Raw genomic sequence first — 22,372 nt, 5'->3', positions numbered from 1 at the left:
GTCCGCGATGCCCCCCTCGCACCGCGGACCGCCCTTCACCACGGGCGGCGTCCGATCGGCACCCCTCGAAGCCGACCGGACTCGCCGCCCCCCTCCCCCGAGTGGTCAGTGGGACGGCCGCCGGCCGTCGGTTCGGTTGTCCATCGCGTTCCTCCCGGGTCGAGGTTCGGTCATGAGATAAGGAGTGAGTAGATCTACGCTGGATACACAGCCTGTCGTTAACAGTTCACGGTCAGCGAACCGATCATGGGTTCGCGCAGGTGGGTGGCACACTTCCCGGCGTGTCCACACGCCGGGCCCGGGTCGACCACGAGGGCGCCCGGGTGACACCGCTCGAACTGTTCTTCGACCTGGTGTTCGTGTACGTGATCAACCAGGTGACCCAGCTGATGGCCGCCGACCCCACGGTCCGTGGCGTGGTGCGCGGCATGCTGCTGCTCGCCCTGCTCTGGTGGTGCTGGTGCTGCTACTCGTGGCTGGGCAACCGGGTGCACGCCCGACGACGACGGCGCGCGGATCGTGCTGTTCGCGGCGATGGCCGTGATGCTGGTGGCGTCGGTGACCCTCCCCGAGGCGTTCGACGACCTGCCGGGAGGTCTGCCCGGTCCGCTGGTGTTCGCGGCGTGCTACCTGTTCGTGCGGGTGCTGCACCTGGTGTCGTACTGGCGCTTCTCGCACGGTGACGCCGCCCTGCGCCGGCAGCTCGCGGTGACGTGCCTGCCGATGTTGTCGGGCACGGTGGTCCTGGTCTCGGCATCGTTCACTTCGGGGCTGACGCAGACGGCGCTGTGGGCGCTGGCGCTGGCCGTCGACTACGGCGGGGTGCTGCTGACCGGGGTGTCCGGGTGGCGGGTGCACTCGGCCGTTCACTTCGCCGAGCGGTACGCGCTGATCGTGCTGATCGCGTTGGGCGAGTCGATCGTGGCGGTGGGGGGTGGGCGTCGCGGACCTGCCGGTGTCGTGGCCGATCATCTTCGGGATCGTGTGCGGGTTGATCATCGCGGCGGCGCTGTGGTGGGCGTACTTCGACGTCGTGGCGCCGACGGCGGAGCGCGTACTGCACGCGGCGACCGGAGCGCGGCGGGCCGCCCTGGCCCGGGACTCGTTCACGTACCTGCACCTGCCGATGATCGCGGGGATCATCCTGCTCGCGCTGGGGCTGAAGAAGACCATGAACTACCTGGGCGGGGCGGACGGGCACACGCCGGGCGAGCACCTGCACGGGGTGGGGCCGTACGCGCTGTACGGGGGCGTGCTGCTGTACGTGCTGGGGCACATCGGGTTCCGGCTGCGGAACCTGGGGACGGTGAACGGGGTGCGGGTGGCGATGGCCGTGGTCCTGGTGGCCCTGACCCCGGTGGCGCTGCTGGTTCCGGCTTGGGCGGCGTTGGGGATCCTGACGGCGGCGTGCGTGCTGTGGATCGCTGTCGAGGTGCGGGTTTACGGCGGGGCGCGCCGCGAGATCCGCGAACGCATCCACGCGCCGGCGGAGCACTGAGGGCCATCACCCCATCGTGTGAGATGTCATTTTCGGCACCAACTGCGGGCTCGTGCGTCCCGTGAGGTGAGGAACGCGGGGGGACGGGGCGGGCCTGGGGCGAGGGCGAGGGCGAGCAACGCAGGGTCGAGCCGGGCCAGGCCAGACCGGACCGGGCTGGACCGGACCGCGCCGGGCCTGGCCGCGCTGGACCGGGCTGGGTTGAGCTGGGCCGCGCTGGACCGGGCTGGGTTGGGCTGGGCCGGACTGGGCCGAGGGCACGGCCGGGACGGGGGGCTGGCGGCAGGGCTTGAGCTGCCAGTTGCGGCGCTGGCGGCTGCGGTCGGTGGCCGGGGACGGCGAGGGCTGGGGCTGGGCTCGGCCGGCAGAGCCCGGCTTGCGCCAGCGAATCTGGAGCCAACGGTTCAGGCCGGCCTAGATCGGCGAGGGCGCAGGCAAGGCCAGGGGCCGGAGGCGCAGCGAGGCGGCGCGGCGGCGGCTCAAGCGACGGCGCGGTGGCACCAGCCCGCAGCACGGCGGCCCAGTAGCGCGGCGCAGTGACGCGCCGAGGCGAGGCGACGCGGCGACGCGGCGGGGCGGCGGGGCGACGGCCAGGGGTGAGGGCTGAGTGCGGTAGGGGTGGGGTGGTTGTGGCGGGTTGGGGTTGTCCGGGCTTTTTGCGCATACCGGTGAAGTGCGGCTCTCGGCGGGCGGTGCGAGGTCGGCTTGGGTGCATCGGGAGAGGGCCGGTGGGGAATCCGCAATTCTGCGCGGGCGGGTTAGGGCCGGTTGTCCGGTTGGCCGCGTGCATTGCGCAAAGCGAAAGCGGTGCGTGAAAGCCCCGACGCCGCGGGAAAGCCGGAAACAGGCCCAGAAGACAGGCCCAGAAGACAGGCCGAGAGAACAGGTCCTGGGAACAGGCGCCGAGTACAGGCACCGAGAACAGGCACCGGGAACACGCCCCGGAACACGTCCGGGAACGGCGAAGGGGCCCGGTCCGCGAACGGACCGGGCCCCTCGTGCCGCTTGGATCAGAAGTCCATGCCGCCCGCGTCCGGGACGGCCGGCGCGCCGGAGGACTTCTCCGGCTTGTCGGCCACCACGGCCTCGGTGGTCAGGAACAGCGCGGCGATGGAGGCCGCGTTCTGCAGAGCCGAGCGGGTGACCTTCGTCGGGTCCGGCACGCCGGCGGCGAGCAGGTCCTCGTAGACGCCGGTCGCGGCGTTGAGGCCGTGGCCGACGGGCAGGCCCTTGACCTTCTCCACCACGACGCCGCCCTCGAGGCCGGCGTTGATGGCGATCTGCTTGAGCGGCGCCTCGACGGCGACCTTGACGATGTTGGCACCCGTGGCCTCGTCGCCCTCCAGCTTCAGGCCCGCGAAGGCGGCCTCGGCGGCCTGGAGCAGCGCGACGCCGCCACCGGCGACGATGCCCTCCTCGACGGCGGCCTTGGCGTTGCGCACCGCGTCCTCGATGCGGTGCTTGCGCTCCTTCAGCTCCACCTCGGTGGCGGCGCCGGCCTTGATGACCGCGACACCACCGGCGAGCTTGGCCAGGCGCTCCTGGAGCTTCTCGCGGTCGTAGTCGGAGTCCGACTTCTCGATCTCGGCCCGGATCTGGTTGACCCGGCCCTGGATCTGCTCGGCGTCACCCGCGCCCTCGACGACCGTGGTCTCGTCCTTGGTCACGACGACCTTGCGGGCCTTGCCCAGCAGGGACAGATCGGCGTTCTCCAGCTTGAGGCCGACGTCCTCGGTGATGACCTGGCCACCGGTCAGGATCGCGATGTCCTGCAGGATGGCCTTGCGGCGGTCGCCGAAGCCCGGGGCCTTGACGGCGACGGACTTGAACGTGCCGCGGATCTTGTTGACCACCAGGGTCGCCAGGGCCTCGCCCTCGACGTCCTCGGAGATGATCAGCAGCGGCTTGCCGGACTGCATGACCTTCTCCAGCAGCGGGAGCAGGTCCTTGACCGACGAGATCTTGGAGCCGTAGAGCAGGATGTACGGGTCCTCCAGGACCGCTTCCTGGCGCTCCGGGTCGGTGACGAAGTAGCCCGAGATGTAGCCCTTGTCGAAGCGCATGCCCTCGGTCAGCTCGAGCTCGAGGCCGAGCGCGTTGCTCTCCTCGACCGTGATGACGCCTTCCTTGCCGACCTTGTCCATGGCCTCGGCGATCAGCTCGCCGATGGTCGAGTCGCCCGCGGAGATGGACGCCGTGGCGGCGATCTGCTCCTTGGTCTCGACCTCCTTGGCGGTCTTGAGCAGCTGCTCGGTCACGGCCTCGACGGCCTGCTCGATGCCGCGCTTGAGGCCCAGCGGGTTGGCGCCGGCGGCCACGTTGCGCAGGCCCTCGCGGACCAGGGCCTGGGCGAGCACGGTGGCGGTGGTGGTGCCGTCACCGGCGACGTCGTCGGTCTTCTTCGCCACTTCCTTGACGAGCTCGGCCCCGATCTTCTCCCACGGGTCCTCGAGCTCGATCTCCTTGGCGATCGAGACGCCGTCGTTGGTGATGGTCGGCGCGCCCCACTTCTTCTCGAGCACGACGTTGCGGCCCTTCGGGCCCAGCGTCACCTTGACGGCGTCGGCGAGGGTGTTCATGCCACGCTCGAGACCGCGGCGGGCGTCCTCGTCGAACGCGATCATCTTGGCCATTGCGGTGTGTTCCTCCGCCTTATAAACGACTCATGGGGCCACTGCGGACAGGTGCCCGCAGCGGAACACGGTGCTTGGCCAGGCTCGGTGCCCGCGACGGACGACCCACCCGTTACCACCGGGTGCGCCTCACCGTCCCAGCCTGCGTGCTGGCACTCAGGTGTTCCGAGTGCCAGCACCGTGTTTAGCACTCACCGCCGTCGAGTGCAAGAACCCCAGGTCACCGGGATGTCTTGACGGGCACGCTGGTGGGCAGCGGCTTCGAGCTGGTCGTGGTGCCGCCGACGTCGATGGACTGCCCGGAGCTGGTGGACTGCGGCGGGCGCGGCGGTTCGTCCTTGGGCGTGAGGATCAGCACCACGATGACGATCGCGATGATCGCCACCACGCCCGCGACCACCGGCGCGAACCACGCGGGCCGCTCCTTCTTGGTCGAGGTGAACGCCGAGGCGCCGCCCATCTGGGTCGGCGGGCGCAGCCGCACCGGTTCGGCGAGGAACCCGGGCTGGTTGGCGAAGCCGGGCGGCGGCTGCTGGGCCGGCATGCCACCGGACGGGGGACCCACGACCGGGGTCGGCCCCGAGACGGGGGCGTCGACCCGGCGGGGCGAGCTGGTCACGGTCGCCGCGCCGCCCAGCGCGGTGCGCACGGCCGAGATCAGCTCCTGGCACGACCCGAAGCGCTGGTCGGGGTTCTTGGCGGTGCCCTTGCGCAGCGCGTCGTCGATGCCCGGCGGCAGCGCGACCAGCGAGGTCAGCGCCGGGATCTCCTGGCCGAGGTGGCCCTGGATGACGTCCTGCACACCGCCCTGGAACGGGGGCCGCCCGGACAGGCACGCGAACACCATGCACGCCAGCGCGTACTGGTCGGTGCGGCCGTCGAGGGGCTCGCCGCGCAGGTGCTCGGGCGCGGCGTAGGTCGGGGAGCCGAGGAAGTCGCCGGTCCGGGTGCGGTGGCCGGTGGCACCGCGCCGGGTCAGGCCGAAGTCCGCGAGGTAGACGTGCTCGCGGGACGCTTCCTTGGTGGTGACCAGCACGTTCGCCGGTTTCACGTCGAGGTGGACCAGGCCCTTGCCGTGCAGCATGTCCAGCGCTTCGGCGACCTGGCCGAGCAGGGTGAGCGTGCGGGCGGGCGAGATCGGGCCGTCCTTGATGTGGGAGGCCAGGTCCTGGCCGTCGACCAGCCGCATCGCGATGTAGAGCAGGCCGTCGACCTCGTCGAAGTCGTACAGCGGCACGATGTTGGCGTGGTCGATCGCCGAGGTGTTGCGGGCCTCGTCCACGAACCGCTCGCGGAACTCGGCGTCGGCGGTGAGGTGCTCGCCGATGACCTTCAGCGCGACCTTGCGGCCGAGCCGGACGTCCGTGGCCTTGTAGGTCACGCTCATGCCACCGCGGCCGAGCACCCCGTCGATGCGGTAGTGGCCCAGCCGTCGCCCAGACAGGTCCTCCGACACGCGAGGCAGCCTAACGTCCGGCCGAACGGGCGTGCGGGCGGTTCCGGGTAAGTCCGGTCACGACACGCGTCACGACGGGTGTCACGGCGGTCGCGGGAAACGGCCCGACCCGCCGCGGGGCGGGCCGGGCGGGGTTCACGATGCCTTCCGGACGTCCGCCGCCTGGCTGCGGCCGTCCCGGCCCGCCTGGATCTCGAACTCCACGCGGTCGCCCTCGGCCAACGTGCGGAAGCCTTCCATTTGGATCGCCGAGTAGTGCACGAAGACATCGGGCCCGCCGTCGGCGGCGATGAAGCCGTACCCCTTCTCCGAGTTGAACCACTTGACCGTGCCGACAGCCAAGACGTCCTCCTTCGAGAAATACCTGAGCAAACCGCCACGCTAGAGGCACGAGGGGGTTCGCCGATACCTCCTTATGGAGTCATGCGCGCACGCTGAATCCGTTGTCGCGCAACCAAGTGACGAGTCCGCGCGGACTGCGCGTGCGGGTCAGCACCAGGCCCGGCCCGGCGAAGTCGAACGCGAGCCCGTCGCCGGTGCGGACCGATTGCGGCAGGTCCGGGGTGAGGGCGCGCAGGCGGCACTGGACGGTGTCGGCGAACCCGATGACGTGCCCGGCGTCGAGGGTGACCAGTTCGCCCGCGGCGAGGGTGACCACGTCGAGGGTGCCGTAGCAGCTGAGCACGACCGAGCCGGTGCCGCGGAAGTGGGTCAGGAAGCCGTTGTCGCCGCCGTGCAGGGCGCGCACCGGGGGCGCGGCCGGGTCCAGGGCGACGGTGACGGCGCCCGCCAGCCAGGTGTTGCGGGCGACGCACCAGCCGGTGGTGCCGTCGAGTTCCAGGACGTGCAGGTCGCCGGGCAGCGGGGGCGCGACGTCGACCCAGCCCCCCTCGGGACCCGCGGTGCACAGGGCGGCCTTGACGCCGGGCGCCTTGCCCCTGGTGTCGACGGCGACGCCGTAGCTGGTCGCGACCAGGGACGACCGTTCGACGAGCACCGGCTCGGCGGGCGCGAGCACCAGCCTGGCCACCCCGAACGTCGGCGTGTGTCGCGTGCGGACCTGCACCGGACTCCCCCCTACTGCGATCACCCTGCGGCCGGTCGGAGCAGTTTCGCACGGGCGCGGCAGGATGGTGGCCGTGTCGAACCCCTTGACGCGAGTCGCTGATCACCGTGCGCGCGTGGCGGACCTGGTCGGCGTGATGCCGGTGGCGGACCTGCCCGTCGCGGACTGCCTGGGCCTGGTGCTGGCCGCCGACCTGGTGGCGCCGATCCCCCTGCCCCCGTTCGACAACTCCGCGATGGACGGCTACGCGGTGCGCGCCGCCGACGTCGCCGAGGTGCCGGTGACGCTGCCGGTGGCCGACGACATCCCGGCGGGGAAGACGTCGCTGGTGCCGTTGGAGCCGGGGACCGCGCAGCGGATCATGACCGGCGCGCCGGTGCCGCCCGGCGCGGACGCCGTGGTGCAGGTCGAGTGGACCGACGGCGGGACGGCGGCGGTGCGGGTGGACCGGTCGGTGGTCGTCGGGCAGAACGTGCGGACGGCGGCGGACGACGTGGCCGTGGGCGCGACCGTGCTGACCGCGGGCACGCCGCTGGGTCCGGCGCAGCTGGGGTTGGCGGCGGCGCTGGGGTTCGCGGTGCTGCCGGTGCGCAGGCGGCCCCGCGTGCTGGTGCTGTCGACCGGGTCGGAGCTGGTGTCGCCGGGGACCGAGCTGCTGCCGGGGCAGATCTACGAGTCCAACGGCGTGATGCTCGCCGCGGCCGTGCGGGAGGCGGGCGGCGAGGCGGAACTGCTGCGGTTCGTGCCCGACGACGTGGACGCCTTCCACGCGGCGGTCGGCGCGCGGATCGCGGAGTTCGACCTGCTGCTCACCTCGGGCGGGGTGAGCGCGGGCGCGTACGAGGTGGTCAAGGACGCGTTCACCGGGCGGGGCGTGGAGTTCACGAAGGTCGCGATGCAGCCGGGCGGGCCGCAGGGCGCGGGCCGCTACCAGGGGGTCGCGGTGGCGACGCTGCCCGGCAACCCGGTGAGCGCGCAGGTGTCGTTCGAGGTGTTCATCCGGCCGGCGCTGCGGGCGGCGATGGGGTTCGCGCAGGTCGAGCGGCCCACGGCGATGGCCAGGCTGAGCGCCGGCCTGACCTCGCCGGCGGGGCGCACCCAGTTCCGGCGCGGCAAGTACGACCCGGTGTCCGGGCAGGTCGTCACGCCCGTGGGCGGGCCGGGGTCGCACCTGCTGTCGGCGCTGGCGATCAGCGACTGCCTGATCGAGGTGCCCGAGGAGGTGACCGAGCTGGCCGAAGGTGCCGAGGTGCTCGTCCGGTTCCTCTGAGCTCAAGCTGCGCGCGGAGCCCGAGGGCGTGCCGCTGACCCGGGCCGAGCAGCTTCGAGCGGAGTGGCCGGAGATCGTCCGGTTGGCGCGCGCGGCGCACGTGGCGCACTTCGCGGGCATGCCGGCCGAGGCGGGCTGGCAGAGCGGTGTAGCGCCGTCGGGCACGCTGGACGAGCTGCTGACCGGACTCGAACAGGGCCGGCTGCGGGAGTTGGCGCCGCAGATCCTCAGCGAGGACGTGCCGGCCGAAGAGCACGACGACGCGTTGGTCGAGGTGGTGACCCGGTTGCCGGGCGCGGTGCTGCTGGACGAGTTGGTGCGCGCGGGCCGGGCCGAGTTCCCGTTGGACTGGGGCGGGCCGTGGCAGGTCGTGCTGGCGGACGGGACGACGGTGGACACACCTGAAGTGGTCGCGTCGGCCGTTCAGGGTGCTACGAACGTGCCGATGGTGCGCGAACGAGTGAGCGCGTTGTGTGACAGAGCGCTCACACGCTGACATTGAGTACGCCATGTGACCCGGATTACACTCGAGTCATACTCGTCCGGTGGTGCGCGTGCGTTCGTCGGGGGACGCACGGGCACGCCGGACGGGGCCGGGTGCCGCCGGCGTAGCGTGTGGCCGGTCGAATGACACGAGCCCCGACCCGAGAGAGCCATGACCGTCGATCGCGACAACAACAGTGGTGCCGTCTCCCACTTCCTCGACCTCGCCAAGGGGATCGTCCCCCCGATGAACCCCGCGGGTCGCCCGTTCGTGGTGGGCGCGGCCGTCGCCACCCTCCTGCTGCGCCGGTTCTCCAAGCGCGCGGGTGTCGTCGGCGCCCTGCTGACCGCCTGGGTGGCGTGGTTCTTCCGCGAGCCCAAGCGGACCACGCCGACCCGGCCCGGCATCGCCGTGGCGCCCGCCGACGGCACGGTGTCCCACGTCGTCGAGGCGGTGCCGCCGGCCGAACTGGGCCTGGGCGACGTCCCGATGACCCGGATCAGCGTGTTCCTGTCGGTGTTCGACGTGCACGTCCAGCGCGTGCCGGTGCCGGGCACCGTGAAGCAGGTGTCCTACCGGCCCGGCAAGTTCCTGTCCGCGGACCTGGACAAGGCCAGCGAGGACAACGAGCGCAACACCGTGTGGCTGCGGTCCTTCGACGGCCACGACGTCGTGGTGGTTCAGATCGCGGGCCTGGTGGCGCGGCGGATCGTGTGCCACGTGGCCGAGGGCGACAAGGTCGCGGCCGGCCAGACCTACGGCCTGATCCGGTTCGGGTCGCGGGTCGACCTGTACGTGCCGGCGGGCAGCCGCGTGCTGGTCGAGGCGGGTCAGAAGACCATCGGCGGCGAGACCGTGCTCGCCGAACTCCCGGAGGGCTGAGGCCGATGGCTCCCAGCGGCCCCGGGGTCCGGCTGCTGCCCAACGCCATCACCGTGCTGGCGATGTGCGCGGGCCTGTCGGCGGTGTACTTCGCCATCAACGGGTTCTACGGCGCGGCCATCGCGTCCATCGCCATGGCGGCGGTCTTCGACGGCCTCGACGGCCGGATCGCCCGGTTGCTGGACGCCACCAGCAAGATGGGCGCCGAGCTGGACTCGCTGGCCGACGCCATCTCCTTCGGCGTCGCGCCCGCGCTGGTCATCTTCGTGTGGAAGTTCGACACCAGCCGCGAGGGCTGGGTCGTCGCGCTGATCTTCGCCGTGTGCATGGTGCTGCGCCTGGCCCGGTTCAACACGCTGCTGGAGGTGGAGCAGCCGCCGTTCGCGAAGGAGTTCTTCGTCGGCGTGCCCGCGCCGGCCGGCGGGTTGTTGCTGCTGCTGCCGCTGATCCTGGACGAGCAGTTCCGCCGCGGCGGCTGGTGGTCGGAGCCGTGGGTGGTCGCGGTGTGGACGGTGGCGATCGCGCTGCTGCTGGTCAGCCGCATCCCGACGCTGTCCGTGAAGACGATCAAGGTCCCGCCGCGCGCGGTCGCCCCGCTGCTGGTGGGGGTCGCGCTGCTGGCGGCGGCGATCATCACGTTCCCGCTGGTGGCGCTGATCGCGGCGTCGCTGCTGTACCTGGCGCACCTGCCGTACTCGGTGCGGCGGTACCGGTGGCTGGCCAAGCACCCGGAGGCGTGGTCGGTGCCGGCGGCGGACCGTCGCGCGATCAAGCGGGCGCACGGCGTGGCGGCTCGGCGGTTGGGCCTGCGGCAGCCGTTGGGCGGCCGGGTGGCGGGGGCGGCGATGCGTGCCGTTCGACGGCCGCGCCGGACCGTGGACCCGACCCAGGTGGCCGCGGAGACCAACGGCCAGCCGGGCGGCAAGCGCCGCGGCTGGCGGCAGATCGGCCTGCGCCGCCACCACCGGTCCTAGAGCCCTTTGGCTTCGGCACCACCGGCCCTGGAGCCTTTTTGGTTCGGCACCCACCGGTCTTAGAGCCTTTTGCCGGCACCACCGGCCCTGGAGTCCTTTTGTCGGCTCCAGCGGCTGTAGAGCTCTTTTTGTCGGTACCCCGCGGGATGATCGAACCGGGGGCCGGAGGCCACGCTGAACGGCCCCGGCGGGACCTCACCCGCCGGGGCCGTTCGCTGTCCTAGGCTCTTGTCGTGATCACGTTGACGGCCCGCCTGTCGCCTTCCGCCCTCGACACGCGCCGCGGTGTGGTGCGGATGCACCCCGAGGTGCTGGACGCGTTGGGGTTGCGGGCCTGGGACGCCGTCAAGCTGACCGGGTCGCGGGTGTCCGCCGCCCTCGCCGCCGCCGGGGACGGGCCGCCCGGGGTGGTGTTCGTGGACGACGTGACGTTGTCCAACCTGGGTGTGGTCGAGGGGTCCGAGGTCGTGGTCACGCCGGTCGAGGTGGCCGGGGCGCGGGTGGTGACCGTGGCCGGGTCGCGGCTGGCGAGCACGTCGTTGACGCCCGAGACGTTGCGGATGGCGTTGACCGGCAAGGTGCTGACGGTCGGGGACGCGGTGTCGCTGCTGCCCCAGGACCTCGCGCCGCCGCCGGGCGTGGACGTCAGCGAGACGCGGCGGAAGCTGTCCAACGCGATCGGCATGACGTGGACCAACGAACTGCTCACGATCACGTCCGTCGACCCCGCCGGGCCGGTGGCGGTGCAGCCGTCGACCGTGGTCGGGTGGCGGGACGGGGCGCGGACGGGTGATCCCTCGCCGAAGCCGGTCGCGCCGGCGCCGCCGGTGGAAGCGGTGCCGATCGCGGACCTGGTCGGGCAGCAGGACGCGGCCCGCCGGCTCACCGAGTGGCTGGACCTGACGTTCAAGCACCCCGAGCTGCTGACCCGGCTGGGCGCGGCGCCCCGGCTGGCGGCGCTGGTCAGCGGGCCGGAGGGCGTGGGCAAGGCGACCTTGGTGCGAGCGGTCGCGCAAGGTGTCGGTGCGGCGGTGGTCGAGGTGGCCGCGCCGAGCATCGCGGTGCTGGAGGCGAACGCGACCGTTGCGCGGCTGACCGACGCGTTGTCGTCGACCGGGTCGCCCGCGGTGTTGCTGTTGACGGACGTCGAAGCCCTGCTGCCGGCGGCGGACCCGCCCCCGGTGGCGACGGTCGTGCTGGACGCGTTGCGGGAGGCCGTGTCGCGGCCCGGGTTCGCGCTGGTGGTGACCAGTGCGCACCCCGAGGCGGTGGACCCCCGGCTGCGCGTGCCGGAGCTGGTGGACCGCGAGCTGGTGCTGCCGCTGCCGGACGGGGTCGGGCGGACCGAGTTGCTGCGGGTGCTGCTGCGGGACGTGCCGCTGGAGCCGGACGTGGACCTCGGGGTGGTCGCGGACCGGACGCCCGGGTTCGTCGCGGCGGACCTGGTGGCGTTGCGGCGGGAGGCGGCGGTGCGGTCGGCGCTGCGGCAGCGGGACGTCGCGGAGCCGCACGTGGCGCAGCAGGACCTGTTGGGCGCGTTGGAGACCGTGCGGCCGATCTCGATGTCCACTTCGGACACGTTGCGGACCGGCGGGCTGACGCTGGACGACGTCGGCGACATGACCGAGGTCAAGCAGGCCCTCACCGAGGCCGCCCTGTGGCCGCTGCAGTACCCGGACTCGTTCGCCCGCCTGGGCGTCGCGCCGCCGCGCGGCTTGCTGCTGTACGGGCCGCCGGGGTGCGGGAAGACGTTCCTGGTGCGGGCGCTGGCGGGGAGCGGGCGGCTGAACGTGCTGTCGGTCAAGGGCGCCGAACTGATGGACAAGTTCGTCGGGGAGTCGGAGCGGGCGGTGCGCGAGTTGTTCCGCCGTGCTGCCGAGGCCGCGCCGGCGTTGGTGTTCCTGGACGAGGTGGACGCGTTGGCCCCGCGGCGGGGGCAGTCGTCGGACTCTGGGGTTGGTGACCGGGTGGTGGCGGCGCTGTTGACTGAGTTGGACGGCGTCGAGCCGCTGCGGGACGTGGTGGTGCTGGGCGCGACGAACCGGCCCGAGCTGATCGACCCGGCGCTGCTGCGACCGGGCCGGTTGGAGCGCTTGGTGTACGTGCCGCCGCCGGACGCTGCGGCGCGGGCCGAGATCTTGCGGGCGTCGTCGCGGAACACGCCGTTGGCCGGAGATGTCGACTTGTCGGCTTTGGCGGAGGAGTTGGAGGGGTACTCGGCGGCCGACTGCGCGGCTTTGGTGCGGGAGGCGGCGTTGACCGCGATGCGGGAGTCGCTGTCGGCGGCAGAGGTGACTTCGGACCACTTGGCGAGGGCGCGGGCGGCGGTGCGGCCTTCGCTGGACCCGGCGCAGTTGGCGGCTTTGGAGGCTTACGCGGAGTCCCGCCAGAGCTGAGCTTCAGGAGGGCTGGGCTTTCGGAGGGCTGGGCTTTCGGAGGGCTGGGCTTTCGGAGGGCTGGGCTGCACGAGGGCTGGGCCTGGGGAGGAGCGGGCCCGAGAAGAGCGGCTGCGGGTGGGACGGCTGCGGCGCAAACGCTTGCCCTGGTGCCGGCCTGCTGGTTCGCTGCCGCCGGGCGCGGCCACCGGCCCTCGTGGGCGTGGCCTCCGGCCCCCAATGCCATTGTCCCAGAGGGGTACGACAGTTCTGCGGTTCGAACGTAGCCCGGTGCGACCCGAACGCACACTGGACGGGTTTTGAGTCCGCCGCCACCGCTGCCGGGCGTCAGATCTTGCCGGAAGGACCCTGGTAGTCGTTGGTCACGATGACGATGATGCCGGGGTGGGCGGCTTCGATGCCGTCGAAGCGCGGCTTCACCTCGGCGCGCAGGGCTCGGGCCAGTTGTTGCGCCGCCGCTTCCTCGTCCGTGCCCGGGCGGAAGTAGACCGTGGTCGTGGGGATCACGCCCTGGGAGTAGTTGCCCGTCTCCACGACGTCCCAGCCGACCTTGCGGACGTCGTCCGACGCGCGGGCCGCCAAGTTCTGGATGTTGCTGTTGTTGTAGACCCGCACCGGGGGCTTGTTGGTCGGGGTGACCGGGGGTGGCGGGGTCGTGGTGGCGGCAGGGGTGCCGGGCGAGGGGGACGTGGTGGTGGCCGGCGGGGTCGTGGGGGAAGCGGTTGTCGGTTGGGCGGAGTCCGAAGTGCCGGGAGGCTGGGTGTCGGACGGTTGGGACGCGGTGGTGGACGGCTGGGCGCCTGGCTGGTCCTCGTCGCCGCCGGTGAACAGGGTGGCCACGCCGATCACCAGGGCGACCGCGGCCACGCCGATCAGGGCGAGGCCGGCGGCGCGGGCGGTGTGGGCGGAACGTGCGGGCTCCGGGGTGCTCATCGGCGTTCGACACCCGGGTGCTCAACGCCGAAGCGGCGGGCGGCTCGGGCCCGTTGCCTGCCGGTCCGGGACCGGCGCAGGCGCTTCACCAGCATGGGGTCCGCGGCCAACGCCTCTTCCTTCTCCAGCAACGCGTTGAGCAACTGGTAGTACCTCGTCGGGGACAGGTCGAACAGCTCCTTGATGGCCTGCTCCTTGACGCCCGCGTACTTCCACCACTGGCGTTCGAAGGCCAGGATCGCCCGCTCCCGGTCGTCCAAACCGTCGTCCGGCCCCTCCGCCGGCGCCAGTGCCTCTGCGGCGTCCATCTGGCTCCTCAGCCCTACCTGGTGCGTCGGTGCCATTCAATCACGTGATCTTGGCCCGGGTCGTCTCATCGCCTCGGCGCGTCCTGTGGACGGATACGCTTGTCGCCATGTCAGTCCACCCCATCGTCATCGCCGGCGAACCCGTGCTCCACCGCCCGACCAAGCCGGTCGAGGTCTTCGACGACGAGTTGCGCGCGTTGATCGACGACATGTTCGAGACCATGGCGGCGGCGCACGGGGTGGGCCTCGCGGCCAACCAGATCGGCATCGACAAGCGGGTCTTCGTCTACGACTGCCCCGACGACCAGGGCGTCCGCCACCGCGGTGTGGTGGTCAACCCGGTGCTGGAGACCTCCGAGGTGCCGCTGGGCATGCCCGACCCGGACGACGACTACGAGGGCTGCCTGTCGGCGCCGGGCGAGTCGTACCCGACGGGGCGGGCGTCGTGGGCGAAGGTGACCGGGTTCGACGGCGACGGCAAGCCGGTCGAGGTCGAGGGCACCGGGTTCTTCGCGCGCTGCCTCCAGCACGAGACCGACCACCTCGACGGGTACCTGTACCTGGACCGGCTCGTGGGGCGGCACAAGCGGGCGGCGAAGAAGATGCTCAAGGCCAACGGGTGGGGCGTCCCGGGGCTGTCCTGGGACCCCGCGACCTCCGCGGACCCCTTCGCGGGCGACGAAGACGACGACTGACCACCAGGAGTCCAGGGGAAGGCGAAAACGCCTGGACAAGAGGGTGACGATGGCTGCATGTGGAGCAGCATCGTCGCCTTCGCGGCGGCGTCCTTCCTGATCGCGTTGTCGCCCGGGCCCGGTACGGCGCTGGTGCTGCGGCAGTCGGTCCGGGGGCGGGCGGGGGCGCTGGCCACGGTCGCGGGCATGGAGGTCGGGGTCGCGGTGTGGGCGGTGGCCGCGGCGCTCGGGCTGTCGGCGCTGCTCACCGCCTCGGAGATCGCCTACCACGGGCTGCGCGTCGCGGGCGCCGCCTACCTGATCCACCTCGGGGTGTCCGCCCTGCTCAAGGCAGGCGCGCCGCTGCCGGAGGCGGAACCGGCCCGGCACGCGCTCCGGGCCGGGCTGGTGGTGAACCTGGCCAACCCGAAGCTGGGCGCGTTCGCGCTGTCGTTCCTGCCGCAGTTCCTGCCGGCGGACGCGGGGCGGGGTGCGCTGCTGGTGTTCGCGCTGGTCTGGGTGGCCGTCGACACGCTGTGGTACCTGGTCGTCGTGGGTGTCCTAGACCGGGTCCGCGGCCTTCTGTCCCGGGCGCGGGTCCGGCGGGCGGTCGAGCGGGTGTCCGGGGCCGTGCTGGTCGGGCTTGGGCTTCGGCTGGTGCTCGACCCGCGCTGACCGGCGCCACGGCAGTTCCGGGAACCCGGCCAGCTCGACGTGGGTGGTGCAGGCGGCCAGTTCGGCGTACGCGCCGGCCAGGACGTGGGCCCGGATGCGCCGCACCTGGCCGACCGTCGGCAGCTCTCCCACCAGCAGGAACGGCAGGAGCAACCGCCACGCCCCGACCACGCTCGCCCGCCGCCGGTGCGGTGCGCGCAACACCGCGCGCGCCACCCGCAACGCGTGCTCGCCGGCGGTCATGGCGCGCGGGTAGCCCGCGTGGTCCCACGCCCAGCGCAGTTCGTCGGCCGTCGCGCACCGCACGCAGTCCACCGGACCGGTGGCCGGCTCCTCGCCGCAGTGCGCGCAGGTCACCAGGGTCATCGCCCAGTCGGTGCAGGTCCACGGGTGCCGGCCCACCTCGTCGGCCAGCACCAGCTCGGCCAGCTCCTTCTCCCCCGCGCCGCCCTCGGCGAGCTTCTCCGCGGCCAGCAGCTCCTGCCAGTCCAGCAGCCAGTACTGGTCGACCAGCTCGGCGCAGTACCGGCAGCCGGGGTAGCTCCGGCCCGCCGGCTCGCCGCACGACGGGCACGGCGACACCGCGGCGGGGCGCGCCACGCGCCGTGCACCGGGCGGGAAGGGCTGGTGATCAGCCACGCGGAGAAAGGTACGCGCAAAGGGCCACCCTTGGCATCCGCGTGACGGCGACCGGACCGGGCCGGCCTTGGCATCGGCGCGGTGGCCTGGCTATGGTCAGGCGGACAACTCAACAAACGCGGGAGCTTGCGCCACAGCGGGCTGAGAGGGCGGCTGGAGACGACTCCGGTGCCGCCGACCGCCTGAACCTGACCGGGTAATGCCGGCGTAGGGAGGAATGTCGTGACGGCACTTGACGACCGTTCGGTGAAGCCGACTGTCACCACCGGCCCGATCTCGGGCTCGCGCAAGGTCTACCGCGAGGTGGCCGACGGGGTGAAGGTCCCGTTCCGCAGGGTGGGGCTCACCAACGGCGAGCACGTCGACCTCTACGACACTTCCGGTCCGTATACCGACTCCGAAGCCACCATCGACGTCCACAGTGGACTGCCCAAGCTGCGCGCGGACTGGATCGCGGCGCGCGAGCCGGTCAACGGGGCGGTGACCCAGTTGGCGTACGCCAAGGCCGGGATCATCACGCCGGAGATGACCTTCATCGCCGCGCGCGAGAACATGAGCCCGGAGTTCGTGCGGGAGGAAGTGGCCATCGGCCGCGCGGTGATCCCGTTGAACCGCAACCACCCCGAGGCCGAGCCGATGATCATCGGCAAGAAGTTCCTCGTGAAGATCAACGCCAACATCGGCAACTCCGCCGTGACCTCCTCGATCGAGGAGGAGGTGGAGAAGATGGTGTGGGCCTCCCGCTGGGGCGCCGACACGATCATGGACCTGTCCACCGGCAAGCGCATCCACGAGACCCGCGAGTGGATCATGCGCAACTCGCCGGTGCCGATCGGCACGGTGCCGATCTACCAGGCGCTGGAGAAGGTCAACGGCGACCCGGCGAAGCTGTCCTGGGAGGTCTACCGGGACACCGTCATCGAGCAGGCCGAGCAGGGCGTCGACTACATGACGGTGCACGCGGGCGTGCTGCTGCGGTACGTGCCGCTGACCGCGCGCCGGGTCACCGGCATCGTCTCGCGCGGCGGGTCGATCATGGCCGCGTGGTGCCTGGCGCACCACAAGGAGAGCTTCCTCTACACGCACTTCGAGGAGCTGTGCGAGATCCTGCGCACCTACGACGTGACGTTCTCGCTGGGTGACGGCCTGCGGCCGGGCTCGATCGCGGACGCCAACGACGAGGCCCAGTTCGCCGAGCTGCGCACGCTGGGCGAGCTGACCCACATCGCGCGCGCGCACGACGTGCAGGTGATGATCGAGGGCCCCGGCCACGTCCCGATGCACAAGATCGCGGAGAACGTGCGGCTGGAGGAGGAGTGGTGCGGCGAGGCGCCGTTCTACACCCTCGGGCCGCTGGCCACCGACATCGCGCCCGCCTACGACCACATCACCTCGGCGATCGGCGCGGCGCAGATCGGCTGGCTGGGCACGGCGATGCTGTGCTACGTCACGCCCAAGGAGCACCTGGGCCTGCCCAACCGGGACGACGTGAAGACCGGCGTGATCACCTACAAGATCGCGGCGCACTCGGCGGACCTGGCCAAGGGCCACCCGGGCGCGCAGGACTGGGACGACGCGCTGTCCAAGGCGCGCTTCGAGTTCCGGTGGGAGGACCAGTTCAACCTGTCGCTGGACCCGGACACCGCGCGCTCGTTCCACGACGAGACGCTGCCCGCGGAACCGGCGAAGACCGCCCACTTCTGCTCGATGTGCGGGCCGAAGTTCTGCTCCATGAAGATCACCCAGGACGTCCGCAAGTACGCCGAGGAGCGCGGGCTGTCCACTGTGGAGGCGATCGAGGCGGGGATGGAGGAGAAGTCGCACGAGTTCTCCGACCACGGCAACAAGGTCTACCTGCCGGTCGTGACCGACTGATGACCGTCGCACCACCGAAGGCCCTCACCATCGCCGGGTCCGACTCCGGCGGTGGTGCGGGCCTGCAGGCCGACCTGCGGACGTTCTTCGCGTGCGGCGTGCACGGCATGACCGCCGTGACCGCCGTGACCGTGCAGAACTCCTTGGGCGTCACCGGGTACACCGAGATCCCGCCGGAGACCGTGGCGGCGCAGATCGAGGCCGTGGCCGGCGACATCGGGGTGGACGCGGCGAAGACCGGGATGCTCGCGTCGGCGGCGATCATCGAGGCGGTGGCGGACGCGTGCGATCGGGTCCACATCGGACGGTCGATCCCGTTCGTGGTCGACCCGGTGGCCGCGTCCATGCACGGCAACCAACTCCTGCGCGACGACGCCCTGGACGCCTTGCGCACCAAGCTGTTCCCGCGCGCGACCCTGATCACCCCGAACCTGGACGAGGTGCGGCTGCTGACCGGCGTCGACGTGCGCTCGCACGACGACCAGCGGAAGGCGGCCGAGGTGCTGCTGGGGTTCGGGTCGAAGTGGGTGCTGGTCAAGGGCGGGCACCTGTGGGACGACCCGGGGTGCCTGGACGTGCTGTACGACGGTTCGGAGTTCATCGAGTTCCCCGGGCCGCGCTACGACGTCAAGCACACCCACGGCAGCGGTGACACGCTCGCGTCGGCCATCACTTCGCGGTTGGCGCGCGGCGAGGACGTGCCCACGGCGGTGGCGTTCGGCAAGGAGTTCATCGTGAAGTCGGTGGCTGCGGCGTACCCGCTGGGTGGGGGCGTCGGGCCGGTGTCGCCGCTGTGGCGGCTGGAGGAGTAGAGGGCTAGCGTCGCGAAGCCGCGTCGGCTTGTCGCGCCGATTTCCCGGCGATCAGCTTTTCCGATCGTCGGGAAATCGGCGCGACGATCGGACTCCATGGCGGCTTCGCCGCGACGCCGGAGGCGGCGCCGTGCAACACTGCAGCGTGGACCGTGAACGGATCACGCTCACCGGCGCGCCTGAAACGATGCTGGCCACCCTTTATGGGCGTGCGTTGGACAGCCGTTCCCGCAAACCGATCTTGAATGACGTTGCGGCGGCTGACGCAGTTAGGCGCATCGACTACGACTTCCGGCGCACGGGGATGAACGCCTCCAGCGCGGCCGGTGTCGCCATGCGGGCCAAGAAGTTGGACGACTGGACGCGGGACTTCCTGCGCGCCAACGAGAACGCGACCGTGCTCCACCTGGCCTGCGGCTTGGACACCCGCGTGTTCCGGCTCTCCCCCGGCCCGCACACGCGCTGGGTCGACGTCGACCTCCCGCAGGTCGTGACGCTGCGGGAACGGCTGCTCCCCGTGCCGGACGGCGACTACCGGCTCATCGCGTCCTCGGTCACCGACGACGCGTGGCTGGCCGAGGTGCCCGACGACCGGCCCACCGTGGTCGTCGCCGAGGGCCTGACCATGTACCTGCGTCCGAGCGAGGTCGAAGCGCTGATCAAGCGGGTGGTGGGCCGGTTCCCGAGCGGCGAGTTGCTGTTCGACGTCTACGGGTCGTTCGGGATCAGGATGCAGAAGCTGGTGCCCGCCGTGCGGAGGTCCGGCGCGACCCTGTTCTGGGGCCTCGACGAGCCGCGCGCGATCGAGGCGTGGGGTGTCACGCTGGTCGAGGACGTGCGCAGCCTGGAGCTGCCGGAGATCGCGGACATGCCCGCCTCGGGCCGTGTTCCGCTGCGGATCATGGCCAAGCTGCCGGGGTTCCGGGACGTGGGCCGCATCCTCAGGTACCGCTTCCAGGCCAACCGATCGGAGACTCGTGCGTCTCATATGGCATGAGCGCACGACAGGACGCCTACATCGCGGAGCTGGTGCTGAGCCAACCCGAAGTGGTCGCCGGGTTGTTCCTCGGGTGCCTGGGGTTCGGCACGGTGGCCGTGTTCCTGGCCAGGTGGCGGGGGTGGCGGCCGGTGCCGGCGGCGCTGGCGGGGTTCGGGTTGGCGTTGGCGCTGGCCGTCACGCTGGGCAGACCGGGTGTGCTGGACGCGGGCGTGCTGAGGACCGACCCGATCGGTTGGTGCGTGGCCAACGAGTTCTCGCTCACCGGGTCGTTGCAGCGCCTCAACCTGCTGATGCTCGTCCCCTTCGCGTTCTTCGCGACCATCGCCACGAAGCGCCCGTTGACCGTCCTCACGCTGTCCGCCGGGTTGAGCGGTGTCGTGGAATTCGCGCAGGCCACGACCGGTCTCGGGGTGTGCGAGGCGCAGGACTTCGCGAACAACACCGTGGGCGCGGCCGGTGCCGTGCTGGCGGGATGGCTCATCACAGCCGCGACAGATAGCGCGCGTAGAGCGCCGGAAGATCGACCCGTTCGGGATCCAGCAGCCACAAGGTGACCGCGCCTTCGAGGAACGCCGCGAGTTCGACCGCCGCTTCCTCGCCCAGCAACGCGGCACACGCCGACCTCAGGGCACGGCTGCGCGTGAGGAACCGTTCGCGCACCTCGGAGCCCAGGGCCGCGAGGTGTTCGGCCTGCAAGACGATGTGCAGCGTGGCCAGACCCGCGTGCTGCGCGGTGTGCTCGGCGTCTGCCAACAGGGCCGCGATCAGGCCTCCCTTGCCGCCGTCGAGGTGTCCGGAGACCCGAGCCGCCGCCCGCGCGTCGAACTCGTCGAGGACGGCCCGCAGCAGGTTCTCCTTGGACCCGAAGTGGTGGATCACCGCCGACGGGGTCACGCCCGCACGCGCGGCGATCGCGGCGACCCCGGTGCCCGCGTAACCCTGCTGCCCGAACAGCTCGATCGCGGCGTCGACCATCGCGCGTCGCCGCTCGACGCCGCGCTTCTGCACCTGCCCCTTGACCCCTGCGATGCGGGGGAGTTTATCCGGGTGCGGGCGCGGGCCGCCGTCATTAACCTGCACGACCATGCAGGAAAATGAGCTGAGGACCGAGGTCGTCATCGACGCCCCGGCGGCGGTGGTGTGGGCGGTGCTGACCGATTTCAGCCGGTACCGGGAGTGGAACGACCTGATCGAGTACGTGTCCGGTGAGGCGGAGGAAGGGGCGGAGGTGCGGACGCGTGCGGCGTGGGGGTCGCCCGCGGAGCGCGAGTTCGAAGGCCGGATCACCACGGTGGAGCCGCCGGGGTTGCTCGCCTCGGAGGGCGGGGACCCGGAGTTGTTCTTCGGGCGGCACCGCTGGGAGTTGAGCGACGAGGGCGCGCGGACGCGCCTGGTGAACCGCGAGGTGTGGAGCGGGGCGCTGGCCGACGCGGTGTACGCGGAAAGCAAGGACGTGCTCACGGCGGAGTTCGACGCGTTCAACCGGGCCCTGAAGGCCGAGGCCGAGCGACGCGCCTAGCCGACCTCGCCGACCAGTTCCTCCAGGGCGGGCAACGCGTTGACCAGGGCCGTGCGGTGCTCCGGCGACAGCTCCTCGATCCGGCGTTGCAACTCCTGCACGCGGGCCGAGCGGACGCCGGACACCATGGTCACGCCCTCCGGGGTGGGCGTGGCGAGCCAGGCGCGGCCGTCCTGGGGGTCCGGGTCGCGCTTGACGTAACCGGCCTCGACCAGGGCCGCGACGATGCGCGACAGGGTCGGCGGCGCCACGCCCTCCTTCGCGGCCAGGTCGCCCAGGCGCATGGGGCCGCAGCGGGCGAGGGTGGCCAGCGCGGACACCGCGCCGGGGCCCAGTCCCGGGGAGCCGGTTCGGCGCAGCAGCCGGGACAGCCTGCCGATCGCGAGGTACAGCCGGGCGGTGGCGTCCTCGACCTGCTCGGCGGCCATCGCACCTCCTACTGACATGAAGGATGGGATGAAGCATCCATCATGCCGGGTGCGCGGAGGACCGCCACCGCCCGTCGGGTGATCAACGCATCAGACGTCCGGCGCAGGACTCGACGCGTGGGCCCAGAACCGCTGCGGGATGCGGCCCGCCAACCGCGCCAGCCTTCCCGCTTCCACGCCGGCGCGCATGGCCGCGGCCATCCGGGCCGGGTCCTGCGCACGGGTCACCGCAGTGGCCAAGAGCACAGCCGAACAGCCCAGTTCCATGGCCAGGGCGGCGTCCGAGGCGGTGCCGATGCCCGCGTCGAGGATCACCGGGACGCCCGCGCGGGCCACGATCAGCTCGATGTTGTGCGGGTTGCGGATGCCCAGGCCGGTGCCGATGGGCGAGCCCAGCGGCATGACGGCCGCGCAGCCGACGTCCTCCAGGCGGCGGGCCAGGACCGGGTCGTCGTTGGTGTAGGGCAGGACCACGAAACCGTCGTCCACCAGCCTTTCGGCGGCCTCGACCAGTTCGATCGGGTCGGGCAGGAGGGTCTGCTCGTCGGCGACGACCTCCAGCTTCACCCAGTTCGTCTCCAACGCCTCCCGCGCCAGCCGGGCGGTCAGCACGGCCTCGGCCGCGCCCCGGCAGCCGGCGGTGTTGGGCAGCACGTCGATCCCCAGGCGGCGCAACAGGTCCAGCACGCCGCCGCCCGAGGAGTCGAGGCGGCGCATGGCGACCGTCGTCAGCTCGGTGCCCGACGCCACCAGCGCCTTCTCCAGCACGGCGAGGTTCGCCGCGCCGCCGGTGCCCATGACCAGCCGGGACCCGAACTCGCGCCCGGCGATGACCAGCGGATCGTCCACG

The 22,372-nt window shown here is 71.8% G+C and carries 24 protein-coding genes, 1 pseudogene and 1 riboswitch; of the genes and pseudogenes, 15 read left to right on the top strand and 10 right to left on the bottom strand.

From position 1 onward, the window contains the following. Positions 1-260 precede the first annotated feature (260 nt). The 3 genes and pseudogenes from RIN75_RS11125 to RIN75_RS11120 all read left to right on the top strand — a co-directional run bounded on the left by RIN75_RS11125 (position 261) and on the right by RIN75_RS11120 (position 1,498). Positions 261-683: a low temperature requirement protein A gene (locus RIN75_RS11125; RefSeq protein WP_375295937.1), complete on the top strand. Its 423-nt coding sequence runs from the start codon at positions 261-263 to the stop codon at positions 681-683. Continuing rightward, positions 565-885, top strand: a pseudogene (locus tag RIN75_RS44060) (low temperature requirement protein A); the annotation flags it as partial. The gene RIN75_RS11125 and the pseudogene RIN75_RS44060, both read left to right, overlap by 119 nt. A 49-nt stretch (positions 886-934) precedes the next feature. Beyond that, positions 935-1,498, top strand: a complete 564-nt coding sequence (locus RIN75_RS11120; protein WP_309111761.1) for a low temperature requirement protein A — start codon at positions 935-937, stop codon at positions 1,496-1,498. Positions 1,499-2,508: 1,010 nt separating this feature from the next. Here the strand turns inward: RIN75_RS11120 and groL are convergent. The 4 genes from groL to RIN75_RS11100 all read right to left on the bottom strand — a co-directional run bounded on the left by groL (position 2,509) and on the right by RIN75_RS11100 (position 6,653). Beyond that, positions 2,509-4,131, bottom strand: a complete 1,623-nt coding sequence (groL, locus tag RIN75_RS11115; protein ID WP_309111760.1) for a chaperonin GroEL — start codon at positions 4,129-4,131, stop codon at positions 2,509-2,511. 220 nt (positions 4,132-4,351) lie between these two features. Beyond that, positions 4,352-5,587 (bottom strand): protein kinase, encoded by a 1,236-nt coding sequence (locus RIN75_RS11110; RefSeq protein ID WP_309111759.1) that lies wholly within the window; start codon positions 5,585-5,587, stop codon positions 4,352-4,354. 135 nt (positions 5,588-5,722) lie between these two features. Next, complete coding sequence (locus RIN75_RS11105; protein ID WP_121223452.1) at positions 5,723-5,929, bottom strand: cold-shock protein; 207 nt, start codon at positions 5,927-5,929, stop codon at positions 5,723-5,725. A gap of 79 nt (positions 5,930-6,008) precedes the next feature. After that, entirely contained in the window at positions 6,009-6,653 is a 645-nt protein-coding gene (locus RIN75_RS11100; protein ID WP_309111758.1) for an AIM24 family protein, read from the bottom strand. Positions 6,654-6,717: 64 nt separating this feature from the next. On the opposite strand from RIN75_RS11100, the gene glp reads away from it, so the two are divergent. The 5 genes from glp (at position 6,718) to RIN75_RS11075 (ending at position 12,659) form a co-directional block, all read left to right on the top strand. Next, positions 6,718-7,923: a gephyrin-like molybdotransferase Glp gene (gene glp / locus RIN75_RS11095; protein WP_309111757.1), complete on the top strand. Its 1,206-nt coding sequence runs from the start codon at positions 6,718-6,720 to the stop codon at positions 7,921-7,923. Continuing rightward, a complete protein-coding gene (locus RIN75_RS11090; protein ID WP_309111756.1) occupies positions 7,895-8,419 on the top strand; it encodes a hypothetical protein in 525 nt (174 codons plus the stop codon). Before glp ends, RIN75_RS11090 begins: the two co-directional genes overlap by 29 nt. Before the next feature lie 159 nt (positions 8,420-8,578). Then, positions 8,579-9,289, top strand: a complete 711-nt coding sequence (locus tag RIN75_RS11085) for a phosphatidylserine decarboxylase (RefSeq protein WP_309111755.1) — start codon at positions 8,579-8,581, stop codon at positions 9,287-9,289. A 5-nt stretch (positions 9,290-9,294) separates the two neighbouring features. Continuing rightward, positions 9,295-10,263: a CDP-diacylglycerol--serine O-phosphatidyltransferase gene (pssA, locus tag RIN75_RS11080; protein WP_309111754.1), complete on the top strand. Its 969-nt coding sequence runs from the start codon at positions 9,295-9,297 to the stop codon at positions 10,261-10,263. A 233-nt stretch (positions 10,264-10,496) separates the two neighbouring features. Beyond that, positions 10,497-12,659, top strand: coding sequence for an AAA family ATPase (locus tag RIN75_RS11075; protein ID WP_309111753.1), 2,163 nt, complete (start codon positions 10,497-10,499; stop codon positions 12,657-12,659). A 327-nt stretch (positions 12,660-12,986) separates the two neighbouring features. Here the strand turns inward: RIN75_RS11075 and RIN75_RS11070 are convergent, their stop codons facing one another. Both RIN75_RS11070 and RIN75_RS11065 read right to left on the bottom strand, forming a co-directional pair. Beyond that, positions 12,987-13,592 (bottom strand): LytR C-terminal domain-containing protein, encoded by a 606-nt coding sequence (locus RIN75_RS11070; RefSeq protein WP_309111752.1) that lies wholly within the window; start codon positions 13,590-13,592, stop codon positions 12,987-12,989. Then, a complete protein-coding gene (locus RIN75_RS11065; protein ID WP_309111751.1) occupies positions 13,589-13,900 on the bottom strand; it encodes a DUF3263 domain-containing protein in 312 nt (103 codons plus the stop codon). Before RIN75_RS11065 ends, RIN75_RS11070 begins: the two co-directional genes overlap by 4 nt. A gap of 107 nt (positions 13,901-14,007) precedes the next feature. Here RIN75_RS11065 and RIN75_RS11060 point away from each other — a divergent pair, with 107 nt between their 5' ends. Next, a complete protein-coding gene (locus RIN75_RS11060) occupies positions 14,008-14,595 on the top strand; it encodes a peptide deformylase (protein WP_309111750.1) in 588 nt (195 codons plus the stop codon). A 57-nt stretch (positions 14,596-14,652) separates the two neighbouring features. After that, positions 14,653-15,249 carry a LysE family translocator gene (locus tag RIN75_RS11055; protein ID WP_309111749.1) on the top strand — a complete coding sequence of 199 codons (597 nt, stop codon included), beginning with the start codon at positions 14,653-14,655 and terminating at the stop codon, positions 15,247-15,249. Here the strand turns inward: RIN75_RS11055 and RIN75_RS11050 are convergent. Beyond that, a complete protein-coding gene (locus RIN75_RS11050; RefSeq protein WP_309111748.1) occupies positions 15,136-15,888 on the bottom strand; it encodes a hypothetical protein in 753 nt (250 codons plus the stop codon). The two genes, RIN75_RS11055 and RIN75_RS11050, sit on opposite strands and share 114 nt — an antisense overlap. A gap of 108 nt (positions 15,889-15,996) precedes the next feature. Further along, positions 15,997-16,120: riboswitch (TPP riboswitch) on the top strand. Here RIN75_RS11050 and thiC point away from each other — a divergent pair. The 4 genes from thiC (at position 16,111) to RIN75_RS11030 (ending at position 20,129) form a co-directional block, all read left to right on the top strand. Continuing rightward, complete coding sequence (gene thiC, locus RIN75_RS11045; RefSeq protein ID WP_309111747.1) at positions 16,111-17,763, top strand: phosphomethylpyrimidine synthase ThiC; 1,653 nt, start codon at positions 16,111-16,113, stop codon at positions 17,761-17,763. (Overlaps the previous riboswitch by 10 nt.) Beyond that, positions 17,763-18,575 (top strand): bifunctional hydroxymethylpyrimidine kinase/phosphomethylpyrimidine kinase, encoded by an 813-nt coding sequence (gene thiD, locus RIN75_RS11040; RefSeq protein ID WP_309111746.1) that lies wholly within the window; start codon positions 17,763-17,765, stop codon positions 18,573-18,575. The genes thiC and thiD overlap by 1 nt, the downstream gene beginning before the upstream one ends. A 145-nt stretch (positions 18,576-18,720) precedes the next feature. After that, positions 18,721-19,572, top strand: coding sequence for a class I SAM-dependent methyltransferase (locus tag RIN75_RS11035; protein ID WP_309111745.1), 852 nt, complete (start codon positions 18,721-18,723; stop codon positions 19,570-19,572). Further along, the gene (locus RIN75_RS11030) at positions 19,569-20,129 is read left to right on the top strand and encodes a VanZ family protein (protein WP_309111744.1); all 561 of its coding nucleotides are present in this window, start codon (positions 19,569-19,571) and stop codon (positions 20,127-20,129) included. Before RIN75_RS11035 ends, RIN75_RS11030 begins: the two co-directional genes overlap by 4 nt. Here the strand turns inward: RIN75_RS11030 and RIN75_RS11025 are convergent. Then, positions 20,056-20,661, bottom strand: coding sequence for a helix-turn-helix domain-containing protein (locus tag RIN75_RS11025; protein WP_309111743.1), 606 nt, complete (start codon positions 20,659-20,661; stop codon positions 20,056-20,058). The genes RIN75_RS11030 and RIN75_RS11025 overlap by 74 nt on opposite strands. Here RIN75_RS11025 and RIN75_RS11020 point away from each other — a divergent pair. Further along, positions 20,660-21,094, top strand: coding sequence for an SRPBCC domain-containing protein (locus tag RIN75_RS11020; RefSeq protein ID WP_309111742.1), 435 nt, complete (start codon positions 20,660-20,662; stop codon positions 21,092-21,094). The genes RIN75_RS11025 and RIN75_RS11020 overlap by 2 nt on opposite strands. Here the strand turns inward: RIN75_RS11020 and RIN75_RS11015 are convergent. Both RIN75_RS11015 and RIN75_RS11010 read right to left on the bottom strand, forming a co-directional pair. After that, positions 21,091-21,522 carry a MarR family transcriptional regulator gene (locus RIN75_RS11015; RefSeq protein ID WP_309111741.1) on the bottom strand — a complete coding sequence of 144 codons (432 nt, stop codon included), beginning with the start codon at positions 21,520-21,522 and terminating at the stop codon, positions 21,091-21,093. The genes RIN75_RS11020 and RIN75_RS11015 overlap by 4 nt on opposite strands. Positions 21,523-21,612: 90 nt before the next feature. After that, positions 21,613-22,371, bottom strand: a complete 759-nt coding sequence (locus tag RIN75_RS11010) for a thiazole synthase (protein WP_309111740.1) — start codon at positions 22,369-22,371, stop codon at positions 21,613-21,615. Position 22,372 lies beyond the last annotated feature (1 nt).

This window comes from Saccharothrix sp. (assembly GCF_031180885.1).
In the GTDB taxonomy this organism is placed as follows: domain Bacteria; phylum Actinomycetota; class Actinomycetes; order Mycobacteriales; family Pseudonocardiaceae; genus Actinosynnema.
The sequence above is the reverse complement of the archived record's forward strand: the minus strand, read 5'-3'. Positions and strand labels throughout refer to the sequence as shown.